14 protein-coding genes are annotated in these 15,681 nt (G+C 62.6%); 4 read left to right on the forward strand and 10 right to left on the reverse strand.

What is annotated here, in order from left to right:
• The first annotated feature begins 134 nt into the window (after positions 1-134).
• Positions 135-1,388 (forward strand): aminopeptidase, encoded by a 1,254-nt coding sequence (locus tag C7378_RS00450; RefSeq protein WP_131992595.1) that lies wholly within the window; start codon positions 135-137, stop codon positions 1,386-1,388.
• Positions 1,389-1,438: 50 nt separating this feature from the next.
• Here C7378_RS00450 and clpB read toward each other — a convergent pair whose 3' ends face one another.
• From clpB to C7378_RS00480, 6 genes are all read right to left on the reverse strand, one after another.
• A complete protein-coding gene (gene clpB, locus C7378_RS00455; protein WP_131990631.1) occupies positions 1,439-4,063 on the reverse strand; it encodes an ATP-dependent chaperone ClpB in 2,625 nt (874 codons plus the stop codon).
• A 104-nt stretch (positions 4,064-4,167) separates the two neighbouring features.
• Entirely contained in the window at positions 4,168-4,647 is a 480-nt protein-coding gene (locus C7378_RS00460; protein ID WP_131990633.1) for an Hsp20/alpha crystallin family protein, read from the reverse strand.
• A 237-nt stretch (positions 4,648-4,884) separates the two neighbouring features.
• Positions 4,885-5,574, reverse strand: coding sequence for a DNA-3-methyladenine glycosylase family protein (locus C7378_RS00465; protein WP_131990635.1), 690 nt, complete (start codon positions 5,572-5,574; stop codon positions 4,885-4,887).
• Positions 5,575-5,632: 58 nt separating this feature from the next.
• Entirely contained in the window at positions 5,633-5,905 is a 273-nt protein-coding gene (locus C7378_RS00470; RefSeq protein ID WP_131990637.1) for a hypothetical protein, read from the reverse strand.
• Between the two features lie 2 nt (positions 5,906-5,907).
• The gene (pckA, locus tag C7378_RS00475) at positions 5,908-7,494 is read right to left on the reverse strand and encodes a phosphoenolpyruvate carboxykinase (ATP) (RefSeq protein ID WP_131990639.1); all 1,587 of its coding nucleotides are present in this window, start codon (positions 7,492-7,494) and stop codon (positions 5,908-5,910) included.
• 117 nt (positions 7,495-7,611) lie between these two features.
• Positions 7,612-8,007, reverse strand: coding sequence for a hypothetical protein (locus tag C7378_RS00480; RefSeq protein ID WP_131990641.1), 396 nt, complete (start codon positions 8,005-8,007; stop codon positions 7,612-7,614).
• Positions 8,008-8,178: 171 nt separating this feature from the next.
• Here C7378_RS00480 and C7378_RS00485 point away from each other — a divergent pair, with 171 nt between their 5' ends.
• Positions 8,179-8,559 (forward strand): TraR/DksA family transcriptional regulator, encoded by a 381-nt coding sequence (locus tag C7378_RS00485; protein ID WP_243647961.1) that lies wholly within the window; start codon positions 8,179-8,181, stop codon positions 8,557-8,559.
• Positions 8,560-8,756: 197 nt separating this feature from the next.
• Entirely contained in the window at positions 8,757-9,479 is a 723-nt protein-coding gene (locus tag C7378_RS00490) for a tetratricopeptide repeat protein (RefSeq protein WP_131990643.1), read from the forward strand.
• A gap of 73 nt (positions 9,480-9,552) precedes the next feature.
• Here the strand turns inward: C7378_RS00490 and C7378_RS00495 are convergent, their stop codons facing one another.
• Positions 9,553-10,473, reverse strand: a complete 921-nt coding sequence (locus tag C7378_RS00495) for a YeiH family protein (RefSeq protein ID WP_131990645.1) — start codon at positions 10,471-10,473, stop codon at positions 9,553-9,555.
• A 69-nt stretch (positions 10,474-10,542) separates the two neighbouring features.
• The gene (locus C7378_RS00500; protein WP_165876568.1) at positions 10,543-11,439 is read right to left on the reverse strand and encodes a LysR substrate-binding domain-containing protein; all 897 of its coding nucleotides are present in this window, start codon (positions 11,437-11,439) and stop codon (positions 10,543-10,545) included.
• A 49-nt stretch (positions 11,440-11,488) separates the two neighbouring features.
• On the opposite strand from C7378_RS00500, the gene murJ reads away from it, so the two are divergent.
• Positions 11,489-13,123 (forward strand): murein biosynthesis integral membrane protein MurJ, encoded by a 1,635-nt coding sequence (gene murJ, locus C7378_RS00505; protein ID WP_243647962.1) that lies wholly within the window; start codon positions 11,489-11,491, stop codon positions 13,121-13,123.
• Between the two features lie 57 nt (positions 13,124-13,180).
• Here the strand turns inward: murJ and metK are convergent, their stop codons facing one another.
• On the reverse strand, positions 13,181-14,353 hold the full coding sequence (metK, locus tag C7378_RS00510) for a methionine adenosyltransferase (protein WP_279388560.1): 1,173 nt from the start codon (positions 14,351-14,353) through the stop codon (positions 13,181-13,183).
• Positions 14,354-14,631: 278 nt separating this feature from the next.
• A complete protein-coding gene (locus tag C7378_RS00515) occupies positions 14,632-15,555 on the reverse strand; it encodes a DMT family transporter (RefSeq protein ID WP_131990653.1) in 924 nt (307 codons plus the stop codon).
• Positions 15,556-15,681: the final 126 nt, after the last annotated feature.

The raw sequence follows: 15,681 nt of genomic DNA on the forward strand, positions 1-15,681 counted from the left end.
CGTTCTTTCCTTCTTGCTGGCAAAAGATAAGACGTCCGGGGAGAATGACCTGCCAAGCCATCGGAAGCAGCTTTTGCCCTTACTGTTGCCTGCCCGCAAAAGCGTCTAACATGTGAGGGGGACAATTGATGCCGATGAATTCGATAGCTACCGCTGCGCAACTTACCCATGAACAGAAGCTTGACCGGCTGGCCGAAGTCGCGATCCGCGTCGGGCTTGGTCTGGCTCCCGGCCAGGAACTAATGATGACGGCGCCGCTCGACGCTCTGCCGCTGGTGCGGCGCATCACGGAGCACGCTTACCGGGCAGGCTCGCCGCTGGTGACGACCTTTCTCACCGACGACGAATCGACGCTGCTTCGCTATCGATACGCCTCGGGCGACAGCTTTGACCGCGCGGCCGGATGGTTCTACGACGGTATTGCTGCAGCGTTCAAGAGCGGTGCGGCACGTCTGGCGGTGACCGGCGCAAACCCGTCGCTGCTGTCGAAGGAAGATCCGGAAAAGGTATCGCGCGCGAGCCGCGCTGTTTCCCGCGCTTATCGCCCGGCGCTGGAGTTCATTACGCGCCATGAAATCAACTGGACGATCGTCGCCAGCGCCACACCGGCCTGGGCAGCGGAGATGTTTCCCGGCGATGAGCCCGGCGCTGCACTGGCGAAGCTGTGGGATGCCATCTTTGCCGCTTCACGGGTTGAGGCTGAGGACCCGGTCGCGGCATGGAAGACGCACGATGGCAACCTGCACGCACGCGCCGCGATGCTGAACGAAAAGCGCTATTCAGCGTTGCGATATCGCGGCCCCGGCACCGATCTGACCCTTGGCCTGGCCGACGATCATCTGTGGATGGGCGGCGGCACGACGGCAGGCAACGGCCTCTACTGTATCCCCAACATGCCGACCGAGGAAGTCTTCTCAACGCCGCATAAAGACCGCGTGGACGGCACCGTGACCAGCACCAAGCCGCTCTCGCATCAGGGTACGATGATCGAGAACATCTCGGTGCGCTTTGAAAAGGGGCGCATCGTGGAAGCGCACGCCACCAAGGGGCTGGAGGTTTTTGAGAAGCTCATCGCCACCGATGAGGGCGCACGCCGGCTGGGTGAGGTTGCGCTGGTGCCGCACTCCTCGCCGATCGCGCACAGCGGGCTGCTCTTTCTCAACACTCTCTTCGACGAAAACGCGGCGAGCCACATCGCACTCGGACAGGCCTACAGCAGCTGCGTGAAGAACGGAGACAAACTCTCTCCCGAGGAATTGGCGGCGCGCGGCGCGAACGATAGCCTCATCCATGTGGACTGGATGATCGGTTCGGACAAGATCGACATTGATGGTGTGACGGCCAGCGGAACGGCTGAGCCATTGATGCGCAAGGGAGAGTGGGTATAACGCGCAGGATCGGCGCTGCTCAGCTTTAAAGGCTGAGCAGCGCTCTTTCCTTACGCCTCTACTGCCCGCGTTGCCACCTCGAACTTCAGGCGGTTGTTGAGTGGGTCTGCGTCGATCAGCAGATGGTCGCCGTGCAGGACCTCGCCGTCCAGGATCTTGATAGCCAGCGGATCCTGAATGAGTTTCTGCAGTGCGCGCTTCAGCGGTCTCGCTCCGTACGCACGGTCGTAGCCGGTCAGCAGCAGCTGATGGCGTGCGCCATCCGTCAACTCGAAGGTGATCTTGCGGTCGGCAAGCAGCCTGCGCATATCCTCCAGCCGCAGATCGATGATGTGCGACAGTTGCTCCTCGCCAAGCGGACGGAAGATCACGATATCGTCCACGCGGTTGAGGAACTCGGGGCGGAAACTCTGCTTAAGAATCTCCATCACCTGCTCGCGTGCGCGGTCGAAGGCCGCCTCACTGTCGAGCGCTTCGCCCTGCAGCGCATGCGCGCCCAGGTTGGAAGTCATGATGAGCACCGTGTTCTTGAAGTCGACGGTGCGTCCCTTCGAATCTGTCAGACGGCCGTCGTCGAGCACCTGCAGCAGTACGTTAAAGACATCCGGGTGCGCCTTCTCGATTTCGTCGAAGAGAATTACGGCGTAAGGCCGACGCCGTACGGCCTCGGTCAACTGGCCCCCCTCGTCAAAGCCGATGTAGCCCGGGGGCGCGCCGATGAGCCGCGAAACGGCGTGCTTCTCCATGTACTCAGACATGTCGATGCGCACCATCGCCTGTTCATCGTCAAAGAGAAACTCCGCGAGCGCTCGGGCTGTCTCCGTTTTGCCCACGCCTGTGGGGCCGAGAAAGATGAAGGAGCCAATGGGACGCTTGGGGTCGCTCAGGCCTGCACGCGAACGGCGGATGGCATTCGCAACCGTGGTGAGTGCGTCATCCTGCCCGATGACGCGCTCGCGCAGGCGCTGCTCCATGGCGACGAGCTTCTGCACCTCGCCCTCGAGCATCTTTGACACCGGGATGCCGGTCCACTTGCTCACGATGCCGGCGATGTCTTCCTCGTCTACCTCTTCCTTCAACATACGCGGACCGGCGGCAGCGCCGTCCTGCACGGCGTTCAATTGCTTCAGTTCACTCTCAAGGCGCGGCAGATCGCCATACTGGATTTGCGCTGCACGCTCCAGGTTGCCGAGCCGGGTCTGCTCCTCTGCCTCGAAGCGCAGAGACTCAACCTGCTTCTTCAACTCGGCGAGCCGGGTAATTGCCTCGCGCTCCTTCTGCCAGCGTGCGCGCAGGCCAGTGGACTTTTCGCGCAGCGTGGCCAGCTCGCGCTCTACGATCTGGAGGCGCTCCCTGGAGTTGGGGTCGCTCTCGCGCTTCAGGGCCGCCTTTTCAATCTCAAGCGAAGTGGCTTCGCGCTCGAGCTGATCGATCTCCGTCGGGACTGAACCGATCTGGATGGCGAGCGATGCCGCTGCCTCGTCAACGAGATCGATTGCCTTGTCCGGCAGAAAGCGATCAGAAATATAGCGGTGCGAGAGGGTTGCTGCAGCGACGATGGCCGCATCCTTGATGCGCACGTTGTGGTGCGCCTCATAACGCTCCTTGAGCCCGCGCAGGATAGCGATCGTGTCCTCGACATTCGGCTCGCCCACATAGACGATCTGGAAGCGCCGCTCGAGGGCTGCGTCCTTCTCAATGTACTTGCGATATTCGTTGAGGGTGGTGGCCCCGATGGCGCGCAGCTCACCGCGGGCGAGCGCCGGCTTGAGCATGTTGGAGGCATCGATGGCGCCCTCGGCCGCACCGGCTCCGACCAGCGTATGCAGCTCGTCGATGAAGAGGATGATCTGCCCGTTCGACTCCTCAATCTCCTTGAGGATCGCCTTCAGACGATCTTCAAACTCGCCGCGATACTTCGCGCCGGCGAGCATGGAGCCGAGGTCGAGCGAGATGACGCGCTTGTCGCGCAACACCTCAGGAACATCGCCATGGACGATGCGCCGCGCCAGCCCCTCGACGATGGCCGTCTTGCCTACGCCGGGTTCGCCGATCAACACGGGGTTGTTCTTGGTACGGCGGGAGAGCACCTGCACGACGCGGCGAATCTCCTCATCGCGGCCAATCACGGGGTCGAGCTTGCCGCGCCGCGCCAGCTCGGTCAGGTCCTTCGCATATTTTTCAAGCGCCTGATACTTTGCCTCAGGGTTCTGATCCGTCACGCGCTGGGAGCCGCGGATTGCCGTCAGACCTTTGAGGATGGCGTCGTGGGTGGCTCCGAAGGAGGCCAGCAGCAACTGGGCGCCGTCGTTCTTTTCGCGGGTCAGGGCCAGGAGCAGGTGTTCGGTGGAGATGTACTCGTCCTTAAAGTCCTGCGCTTCCTTTGTGGCCTGGTCGAGCACCCGCTGCATGGCCTGCGACATGGCGGGCTGTGCTCCGGCGCCGCTCACCTTGGGCAGCTTGCCGAGCGCCTCCGTCACCTTGGCGCGCAGCTGGGAGGAGGGAACGCCGACTTTTTCAAGGACAGGCACGATGATGCCGTCTTTGTCCTCAACCAGCGCAGCGAGCATATGCAGAGGCAACAGCTCCGGGCTGCCGTTCTCTGACGCCAGCGTGCTCGCGTTCTGCACTGCCTCCTGCGACTTGACCGTAAATTTGTCCCAACGAATCGCCATATTGTTTGCCCTGAGTGGTTAGATGTTTGTTGTCAGATGGAGAAAGCGGGAGCCGAGTCATACATTGTCTCGGCTCCCGCAAAGTCTGTGTGTCTGCTTGCGGGTCAGGCCGCCGGCTTGGATTCGATCTCCTTGCTGCCATTCACAGCAATCTTGATCTGCTTCGGCTTGGCCTCAGCGCGCTTGGCGAGCTCAATCCTCAGCACGCCCGCATCATACGCCGCCTGCACGCCTTCGGTATTCACCGTATTGGGAACGGTAAAGGCGCGGTAGAAGCTGCCATAGCGCCGCTCGATGCGATGGAAGTTCTCTTCCTTCTCTTCCTTCTCGAACTTGCGCTCACCGCGGATGGTCAGGGTGTTGTTTTCGAGGCGGATATCGAGGTCTTCCTGCTTCATGCCCGGCACTTCCAGCTTGAGCACGATCTTGTGCTCATCCTCATAGATGTCGACGGGCGGCACGAAGGCCGTCGCGGCGACTCCTTCCGTTTCGCCCTGGCCACGGGTGTAGTCCTGAAAGAGCGAGTTCATGCGGTTCTGCAGCGCAATTACATCCCGGAACGGATCCCAACGAGTGATGGTCATTTTGATTTCCTCCAGCGGAATACTTAAGAAGTGTGGCTGGAACTCCAGCCTTTGGTACTTCTGATGAATACTGTAGCACGATGGATGCATAAAACATGAGTGACTTTCTATCAAATTCCGAAAAAGAGACAGCTGCCTTCGGGGCGCTCCCCGGAAAATTTGCCTGGATGTGGTGCTTAAGCCGAATGGAAGGAATGAGTTAGCTTCCTTTCGGGTCTATTCGGGGGTGGGAGAGCTCTATTCGGGAGGTGGCGAGGGTTTACCCGCCAGATCGCAGGCGCGCCACAGATACCAGGTGGCCACGGACCGCCAGGGTTCCCAGCGGCGGGCGCGGCGGTTCATCTCGTCGGGCTTGGCCAGCATGGTGGCGTCGAAGGGTTTCAGTTTGGGCAGGCGGTTAAAGGTGAGGGCGAAGCCTTTGCGGACTCCGTAATCGCTCACGGGAAATACATTGGGGCGGCCGAGCCGGAAGATGAGGAGCATCTCGACGGTCCATGGCCCGATGCCGCGCACCTCGGTGAGGCGGCTCACGATCTCGTCATCGGGCATGCGGCGAATCTCGGTGAGGGTGGGCACGGTGCCGTCGAGGGTTCTGGCGGCGAGATCGCGGAGCGCGCGCGCCTTGCTGCCGGAGAGGCCGACGGAGCGGAGCATCTCGTCGCTGGCTTCGGCGAGGTGTTCGGGGCTGGGGTGCAGCTCGCCGAAGAGGGTGAGCAGGCGCTTGAGGATGGCGGCTGCAGCCTTGCCGTGCAGCTGCTGGTAGATGATGGATTCGAGCAGCGCCTCAAAGGGCGAGTGCTGGCTCTTGAGCCGCAGGGTGAAGGGGCCGGCCCGCTCGATCAGCGCGCCCAGTTTCGGGTCGGCTGCGGCGAGTTCGGCGCAGGCCTGAGCTGCATCGTAGCGTACCGGGCGTCGTCCGTCTGTCATCAGAGGAAGAGTGTAACAAGCGCGGGCCGATTGCGCTCCAGTATCTGCAGGCGCCGCGTCAGCTTTGCTCGGCTACTTCGGCTACCTGCAGCCGCTCCTCCGGCCGCAGATAGCCTTTGCGACGGAACCAGTCCTCCATCGCCGAATGCAAACGGTCGAGGGGCACCCGGAAGCCTGCTTCGAGGGCGCCGTCGGCCAAGGGAAGGGTGTCATCGAAGATGGCATCGTTGGTGAAGTTGCGCATGGCGAAGTTGTCGATCTGCGCGATGGGGCAGGGGTGAGCCGCACCCGTGGCGTCGATGCGCTGAATGCTGAGCCGCCGCGCAAACATGGCTAGCGTGAGACCCTGGGGCCAGCGGCGCGAATCGACTCAAGGGCGTCGAATTTGGCGAAGTTGGCTTCGAACTTTTTCGCCAGCAGGCGCGCCTGCGCATCGTAGGCGTGCTTGTCGGGCCAGGCGTTGCGCGGGTTGAGCAGCTCCGCGGGTACGTCAGGACAGGAGGTCGGGATGGAGAGGCCGAAGGCGGGTTCGGTGACAAACTCGGCCTGGGCGAGGCGGCCGTCGATGGCGGCGTGGACCATGGCGCGGGTGTGTTTGAGGCTCATCCGCCTGCCGGCGCCGAAGGCTCCTCCGGTCCAGCCGGTGTTGACCAGCCAGCAGTCTGCACCGTGCTGGCGCAGGCGCTCGCCGAGCATCTCGGCGTAGACCCTGGGCGCGAGGGGCAGAAAGGGAGAGGCGAAGCAGGTGGAGAACTCCGGCACCGGCTCGCTGCCCAGACCGGCCTCAGTGCCGGCCAGCTTGGCGGTGTAGCCGGAGAGAAAGTGATACATCGCCTGCTCCGGGGTGAGGCGGGCGATGGGCGGCAGCACGCCGAAGGCATCGGCGGCGAGGAAGAGCACATTCTTCGGGTGCCCTCCGATGCCGGGGATAACGGCGTTTTCGATGAACTCAATGGGATAGGCGGCGCGGGTGTTTTCGGTGTGGCGGATGTCGGAGTAGTCCGGCTCGCCGGTACGCGCGTTGATGACTACATTTTCGAGCACGGAGCCGAAGCGGATGGCATGGAAGATCTGCGGCTCCTTTTCCTCGGAGAGATCGACGCACTTGGCATAGCAGCCGCCCTCGAAGTTGAAGACGCCTTTCGGTCCCCAGCCGTGCTCGTCGTCTCCGATGAGCATGCGGAGGGGATCGGCGGAAAGGGTGGTTTTGCCGGTGCCGGAGAGGCCGAAGAAGAGCGCGGTATCGCCCTCGGGGCCGATGTTGGCCGAGCAGTGCATGGGAAAGACGTCGCGCTCGGGGAGCAGGTAATTCATGACGCCGAAGATGGACTTCTTCATCTCGCCGGCGTATTTGGTGCCGCCGATCAGGATGATCTTGCGGGTGAAGTCGGAGAGGATGAAGGTGCTCGACAGGGTTCCGTCACGCTCCGGCACGGCCTCAAACTCGGGCGCGGCGATGATGGTGAACTCGGCTGCATGGCTGGCGAGTTCGCTCATCTCGGGACGGATAAAGAGCTGCTTCACAAACAGGGCGTGCCAGGCGTATTCGGCGACCAGCGTGACGGGCAGGCGATAGGTGGGATCGGCGCCAGCGAAGAGGTCCATGACGTAGAGGTCGCGCTCAGCCATGTGGCGAACCACGCGCTCGAGCAGCGCCTCGAACTTCTCCGGCGGAAAGGGCTGATTGACCTTGCCCCAGTCTACGCGGGTGCGGGTTTCTTCATCCTCGACGATGAACTTGTCGCGGGGAGAGCGCCCGGTGCGGGAGCCGGTGTAGGCCACGAGCGCGCCATTGGCGGCGAGACTGGCTTCGCCGCGGGCGAGAGCAGCCTCGACTAGTTGTGGAGTGGAAAGATTGCGGTGAACGTGCGGGCCTTCCGTGAGAATACGGAAGTAAGTGGCTGCGGTGGCAGCTCCCATGCAGAGTCTCCTCGGGTGAAGCAAACCTGATATTCTCCCACCCGCGGGGAGTAAAAGCAAAAGGGCTCTGCCGACTCTCTGAAAAGTCGAGCCTGCGTCCGGTCCTGGCTCAAGGCGTCAGGCGACGGGTTGAGCGTCGCTGCTGGGGACCAGGGGAGGGAGTTTGCTGGTGTGGCCGACCTCTTTAAGGACCGCGTCGAGATGGCTCAGTACCTCTTCGACGCTCATCGTATACATCTCGCGACCGTTGTCGTAGCCGCTTTCGATGGCCTGCTTGAGGTATCTGCCAGCGATCTGCGCAGCGAGCTGGTCGGTGATGACGTGGCCGGTGCGCTTCTTCTGCTCGACCCAGGCCATGCAGGGCATGGCGATCCAGAGCGGCGTGTCGTTGACGGAGAATCGCACATCCACCGCATCGGCGTGACGGGTGGCAATAGCAACGATGTTGGCTCTCCAGCGACAGTGCAGCTCTTCGCCGGTCCAGCGGTCGGTTATGCGAAAGTCCTCATACATGGCTCTCCCTAGCCTAACGGTTAGCAGCGCTGCGCATCAAGTCCGCTGCGCGGGCGGCGGCGAGTTCGACAGAATGTGGAAAAAATAAACAAATCTTTTGGGCCAGGATGCGTCCAATGAATGTTTGCGAATCAGTACATTCGTTTTCTTACTGTGTAAAGGAGTTAGCAAGTGCCTTATACCTCCAAAGAACTTCGTGCTTTTCAGGAACGGCTAATTGAGCAGCAGAAGACGCTCGAACGTTCCATGCTCACGGCCGTCGAGCAGGGCCGCAATGTTGGCATCGACGATATCCAGGACGTAGCCGATCAGGCGGTGTCGTCTTATCAGAAGGAGCTGCTCTTCAGCCAGGGCACCAGCGGGCACAGTCAGCTCTCGCTGGTGCGTCTGGCGCTGGAACGGATGGAGGAGGGCAGCTTTGGCGAATGTCTGCAATGCGGCAAGCCCATCGGCGAGAAGCGGCTCGAGGCGCTGCCGTGGACTCCTTACTGCATCTCCTGCCAGGAGAAGATCGAGAATGGACTGATCGAAGACCCGGTGAGAGCTGCATAGCCGGGATTTTCTTACTGGAGCAGGGGCTGCTCATGAGGCAGCCCCTGCTCTTTATCTGATCAGCGCAGCCCGCGCCGGACCGGCCGCGGAGCTGGCTGGCCTGTGCTAAACTTGCCTTATTCAAGGCAGAAGTTCTCTTATTCCTTGCCCGCATCCGTTCCCGCCTGGAAGGACGCACTCTTAAGAAGGCAGCCGAAGTGGACACTCAGACCCGTCACGCACTCAAGCAGGACAATTTTGTAAACGCTACGACCTCCGGCATTGGATGGCTGGAAGAGAATCGCACCGCTGTGATTCGCGGATCGATCGTCATCGTCGTCATTGTCGGCCTCTTTTTCGCCGGCCTAATTACATGGAATAACCGCCAGACCAAGGCGCAGGCCGCCTTCGGAGAGGCGATGTCCATCTACCAGACTCCGCTGGCACAGCCCGACGAGCCTGCCCAGCCCGGGGAGAAGACCTACGCCTCGGCTGCCGAACGTGCTCGCGCCGCCAATCCTATCTTTGTGCAGGTGGCGGACAACTACAGCTGGTTCAAAGAGGGGGCGAATGCCCGCTACTTTGCCGGACTGACTTACATGACCATGGGAGAGAATTCGCAGGCGGAAACCGAGCTGAAGAAGGCTGCCGATGCGCATGATTCCGGTCTGGCCGCGCTGGCCAAGATGGCGCTTGCGGGACTCTATCAGCAGACGGGCCGCACGCAGCAGGCGATCGACGAGTACAAGCAGCTGATTGCGAATCCTGCCGTGACCGTGCCTGCCTCAGCCGCGAAGCTGCAGCTGGCAGCGCTCTACGAGGGCACCAATCCTGCGGAGGCCAAGCGTCTCTACGCCGAGATCAAGGACCAGGATAAGACCGGCGCCGCCGGTCAGATCGCTACCCAGAAGCTGCAGGGCGGCGCAGCACCGCGCCAGTAAATACTCACAACTGAAACGAAGGCCCACACCTGCCGAGGTGTGGGCCTTTCTGCTTTTTGCGCGACAGCGGAGCTTAGAGGTGAATGATTCCCCGGGCGATGGCGAAGAGGGAGATTCCGGCGACGACGATCCAGAGGATGAGGCCCTGGATCATGGGCCGCGCGCCTACCTCCTTGAGGGTCGTGCGGGAGATGCCGGTGCCGATCAAAAACAGCGTGACGGCCAGGCCCAGCTTGCCCAGCCGATAGGCTGCGGCATAGGCGGGATGCAGAACAGGGAAGTAGCTGTTGGCAACGGCCGCGAGGCAGAAGAAGAGGATGAACCACGGGAGCTGGATCGCGGACTTGCTCTTCTTTACCGCCGAGGCAACCACCGCAACCGGCACAATCCACAGGGCGCGGGCCAGTTTGACGGTTGTTCCGATGGTGAGTGCGAGCGCGCCATACTTGGCGGCTGCGCCGACTACGGAGCTGGTGTCGTGAATTGCGAGCGCAGACCATAGCCCGAACTGCGTCTGCGAGAGATGCATGCGCGCGCCGATGAAGGGAAAGAGGAAGAGCGCAACAGAGTTCAGCACGAAGACGGTGCCGAGGGAAACCGCCATCTCCTCCTCATTAGCATTGGTGACGGGGCCGAGTGCGGCGATGGCGCTGCCTCCGCAGATGGCCGTGCCCGCAGAGATGAGGAAGGACTGCGTCTGCTGCACGCGCAGCAGCTTGCCCAGCAGGGTGCCGAGGAGCAGGGCGAAGCTGATGCCGATGGCGGTGTAGAGGAAGCCCGACCTGCCTACCTTGATGACTTCGCTGAGGTTCATGCCGAAGCCGAGGCAGACCACCGCCGCCTGCAGCAGAAACTTCGCCAGCCGTTTGCTGTCCAGGTGGTAAGGGTGGGTGACGAGCAGGCCGTAAGCAAGCCCGGCAGCCAGGGCCAGCGGTGGGGAAAGCAGGCCCGCCGCTGCCAGGATGATTCCGATAAAGAAGAGATTCTTGTGCATGACAGGATCAGCTTTTCATCGCTGATTCGCCGCGTCCAAGACTCTCTTCTTATTGCGAATCGTGCAGGCTTATGACCGCTGCTGCGCCTTGGCAAAGCGGATGAAAGCCGCGGTCGCGCCGCCCGGCTCGGGACCGAGCCTGCGCACGAGAGAGAAATCGCGCTCGATCTCCAGGCCATCGACGGGCACGAGGGCGACCGTGCCGAGGCGGAGCTCCTTGCCTATGGCCCACTCGGAGACAAAGCCGCAGCCGAGGCCTGCTTCGACGCCGGAGACGATGGCCTCGGTCGAATCCAGATCCATGACCACTTTCAGCTTTGCCTGCGGCAGCCCATGCCGGTGCAGCGCCTGCTCGACGACGCGCCGCGAGCCTGAACCCTGCTCGCGCAGCAGCAGGGGCGCGCCTGCCAGCGCCGCCAGAGGGATGCTGGCTGCGCCGCTCCACTCATGGCTGCGCGGCGCGATGAGCACCAGGCGGTCGGAGAGGAATTTTTCAACGTGGACCTCTTTGCTGCGCGCGGGGCCCTCGATGAGGCCGAGCTGCGCCGTGCCTTCGCTCACCAGCTCGACAACGCGCTCGGTGTTGCCGCTGATGACGGAGAGTGCGACCCGGGGATGATCCTTGAGGAAGGCTCCCAGGATGCGGGGGAGAATGTATTGGGCCACGGTGGTGGAGGCGGCCAGCTTGAGCTCGCCGCCAGTCTCACCTTCAAGAGCGGCGAGGGCGACGCGGGCTTCGTCGAGAATGCGCGCGACGCGGGTCGCAAACTTCAAGAGAGTTTTGCCTGCCGGGGTAAGGGCAATGCGCTGGCCGGAGCGGTCGAAGAGCCGCAGCCCCAGCTCTTCCTCAAGCGCCTGTACGTGCTGGCTCACCGCGGGCTGGCTCACATGGAGCGACTCGGCTGCCTTGCGGAAGTTCAACTCCGTGGCTACCGTGCGGAAGACCTTGAGGCGGTAGTTTTCCATTGCGAGGCTGTTCCTTTGCTCCTGCCGATTAGAATCACTGCATACCATCATGCCGGAAACCATCCCAACCGGACAGCTCGCCTCTCCCGCGCCAGCGTGGCGCAGGGCGATGAACCTGCTGAGCCCCTCGCGCAGCCACACGGCTTTTACGGCCACGCTGCTGCTCATGGCTTCCGTTACGCTGTCGCGCGTGATCGGACTGGTACGCGTGAAGTACATCGCTTACCTCTTCGGGCGCGGAGCGGCTGCGGATGCCTTCAACGCGGCCTTCCAGCTTCCGGACATGATCTCCTACTTCCTGGTCGGCGGAGCGGCATCGATCACCTTTGTGACGATGCTCACGCGCTATCGCGACTCAGGCCGCGAAGAAGAGGGACGCGAGGCCATGTCGGTCATTCTGACGACGATGCTCTGCGTACTCGGCGGGGCGATTCTGCTGGCGGAGTTCTTTGCGCCGGTCTATGTGCGAGCGCTGCTCAGCGGCTTTGACAAGGACCCGGCCAAGCTTGAACTGTGCGTTCATCTCACCCGTATCCTGCTGCTGGCTCCGCTGTTCTTCTTTTCAGGAGGCGTCTTCGGCGCGGTGCTGCTGGTGCGCAAGCAGTTCACTGTGCAGGCGGTTTCGCCGCTCATCTATAACCTGGGTACGATCCTGGGCGGAGTGGTTCTCGCAAAGAGCATTGGCGTCTCCTCGCTCGCCATCGGAACCGTCGTGGGCGCGTTCTGCGGTCCGTTTCTGCTCAACGCTATCGGTGCGCACCGGCTCGGCATGAAGTTTCGCCCCAAGCTTGACCTGGGCAATGCGGGGCTCCACGAGTGGGTGAAGATGTCGATCCCGCTGATGCTTGGCGTCTCCCTGGTGACTGCCGACAACTGGATCATCAACTATTTCGCCTCGCACAATGGCGGCGCCATCTCTCTGCTGACCTATGCGAAGAATCTCTTTACCGCGCCGGTCGCGCTGGGGCAGGCAGCGGGGGCTGCTTCGCTGCCGTTTCTCGCCTCGCTCTATGGCAAGGATGGCAGCACAGACAAGGGCCGCGATGTGGCGGCTTTCAGCCGTGCCGTGGACTCCTCGGTCTCACGCATCCTCGCCTTTTCGGTGCTGCTCTCCGCGTGGATGATTGCCATGGCGCAGCCGGCGGTGGACGTGGTGTTCCGGGGTGGAGTCTTTCATCGCGAAGACGCCAGCACCATGGCTGTGTACTTCGCGGTCTTCTCGATCTCGCTGTGCCTATGGTCGGCGCAGGCGCTGTATGCGCGGGCGTTCTATGCGGCCGGCAATACGCTGACGCCGATGATCGCGGGCACCATTGTTACGGTACTCTCGCTGCCAGTCTACTGGTCGCTCTATCGCGCGCATGGCCCGGTGGGGCTGGCGGCTGCATCCGATATCGGAATCCTGATCCAGACGCTGACACTTGCAGTGCTGCTGCATCGACGCCGTATGGTCAGCGTGGCCGAGCTCGAATATGGTGAGCTGCTGCGCGCCCTGCTGGCGGCTGTGGTCAGCTTTGCCGCGCTCCGCGGGCTGGCTTATGTGTTTCCCGCGCATGGCCGCATCCGCGAGCTGCTGCTGCTGCTGCTCGCGACCCTGGTCTGGCTCGCCGTGGCGGGCATTGCACTGCGCCTCACCGGGTCACAGTTGCCTGCGCAGCTGCTCGCGCGCTTTCGCCGCAAGTAGAAAAGCCCCGTCCGGGTGAACCGGAGCGGGGCTTGGGATTGGAACCAGTGTTGCGAGTTACCGGGTGACGGCGACTTTGTGCCCGGCCTGCTCCGCAAGCGCTGCAGCCTTGTCGGTGGCCTCCCAGGTGAAGTCCTTGTCGTCCCGGCCGAAGTGGCCGTAGGCAGCCGTCTTCGAGTAGATGGGGCGGCGGAGGTTGAGGCTTTCGATGATGCCCTTGGGCGTCAGCTGGAAGTTGGCCCGGATGGCTTCGACGAGCTTCTCGTGCGAGACCTTGCCGGTGCCGAAGGTCTCCACCAGCACGCTGACCGGCTCCGCCACGCCGATGGCGTAGGCGAGCTGCACTTCGCAGCGCTCGGCCAGACCGGCCGCGACGATGTTCTTCGCGATGTAGCGGGCCATGTAGGCAGCCGAACGGTCAACCTTTGTCGGGTCCTTGCCGCTGAAAGCGCCGCCGCCGTGACGGCCCATGCCGCCGTAGGTGTCGACGATGATCTTGCGCCCGGTCAGGCCGCTGTCGCCCATGGGGCCACCGATGACGAAACGCCCGGTCGGGTTGATGTGGTACTTGGTGTCCTCATCGAGCAGCGCTGCAGGCAGGACCGCCTGGATGACGTGCTTGAGGATCTCGCTGCGAAGCTGCTCATTCGAGACGTTCTCAGCGTGCTGGGTGGAGATGACGACGGCATCAATGCGGACTGGCTTGCCGTTGGCGTCATACTCGACGGTGACCTGACTCTTGCCGTCGGGGCGCAGGTAGGGCAGCTTGCCCGACTTGCGAACCTCGCTCAGTCTCCGCGTCAGCTTGTGGGCGAGCGAGATTGGCATCGGCATCAGCTCTTCAGTCTCGTTGGTGGCGTAGCCGAACATCATGCCCTGATCGCCGGCGCCGCCTGTATCCACGCCCATGGCGATGTCGCCGGACTGCTTGTTGATGGTCGAGATCACAGCGCAGGTGTTGGAATCGAAGCCGTAAAGCGCGTTGTCATATCCGATGGCGGCAACGACGCCGCGGACCAGCGACTGAAAATCGACATAGGCACGGGTGGTGATTTCGCCAGCGATGACGACCAGGCCCGTCGCTGTCAGGGTCTCGCAGGCCACGCGGCTGTAGGGATCCTGCTCCAGGCAGGCGTCGAGGATGGCGTCGGAGATCTGGTCGGCGATTTTATCTGGGTGCCCCTCGGTAACTGACTCCGAGGTAAACAGGAAACGGCTTGGTTCGGACAAAGGAGGTTCCTCCATGGTGGCGATTGCGATTTGCCTGCCGCTTTTGTAGTCTCCCGGATTGCTCCCGGGCTGCTTCCTGTTCGGAGGGAAGGTGCGAGGGTGGTCCGGCTGGCGGAAGTCAGGCGCTTCGGCCCGGGCTGCATCAGCCCGTAGGCGTGTATTTTGATGCTACTAGAGCGGCAGGGAAAGCGGCAAAGCCTTCCAGCCAATGGGAAAAAGAAGCGCCTGAACGGTTCGCAGCATGCCTCCGATGGTTTTTCTCTGGCAGAGGGCTTCGCTTACTCCAACATCCCCTCGGGCTCGGCCCGTCCGCTGGTGGTCAGCGTTACGGCGGCGGCCAGGATCAGCGCTCCCCCGGCGAGGGTTCCGGGGCCGAGGTGGTCGCCCATGAGCTTGATGCCCAGCACCGAACCCATGGCCGGCTCGATGTTCAGGAAGACGCCCGCACGCGAGGCGGGAACGTGGTGAATGCCCCAGTTCCAGAGCAGCGTGGTGGAGGCGGTGCACAGCACGCCGCTGGCGGCGAGCGCCAGCCAGGCCCGCAGGCTGATGCCGTGGACGGGTGGCGCCCCGTTGACCAGCAGCACCCACACCGTGAGCATCGCCGTGCCCAGGAGGACTCCCCAGGCGGTTACGCTCAGCGGGGAGTTGCCCAGCATCAGCCGCTTGTTGAGCAGGATCCAGCCAAGCGAGAGCACCAGCGACGCGACCACCAGAAGGTCGCCTGTGAGCCGGGGCCCTGCATCCGCCGAGCGCCCGCTGAAGACAATGAGCCCTACGCCGGCGGTTGAGCCGCAGAGGGCAATCCAGCCCAGCCTGTCCAGTTTTTCATGGGCGAAGATGGTGGCGCCAATGGCAAGGATCACCGGCATGGTTCCGACCATGAGCGCAGCCTGACTGACGGTCGTCAGAGACAGCCCATAGAACTGCACCAGGAACTGCACCGGGACGCCGAGAAAGGCGGCCACCAGCAATAATCCCCACTCGTGGCGGGAAAAGCGCGGCTTGCGCAGCACCGGCAGGAGCGCCGCGGTGGCAAAGAGAAAGCGGTAAAGCACCATGTGGCCCACGGACATCTCGCCGAGGGCGATCTTGCCGAAGTAGAATCCAGTGCTCCACAGGCATCCGGCCAGCGCGCAGGCGCCGTACCCCAGCCCCTGATTGGCGGGTGGTTTCACCGGGATTATCTCTGTCGAAGCCATAAACAATACTCTCGCACACGACGAGCGAGCTTCTATGACAAAGACGGAGATGGCTTGTCGTGTCTTGACATTCTTCGCAGCCTAACGGCAACGGGGCTACTCGCAACCAATTTCAGTTGCAAGCAG

The sequence above is a fragment of the Acidipila rosea genome (genome assembly GCF_004339725.1).
GTDB classification, from domain to species: domain Bacteria; phylum Acidobacteriota; class Terriglobia; order Terriglobales; family Acidobacteriaceae; genus Acidipila; species Acidipila rosea.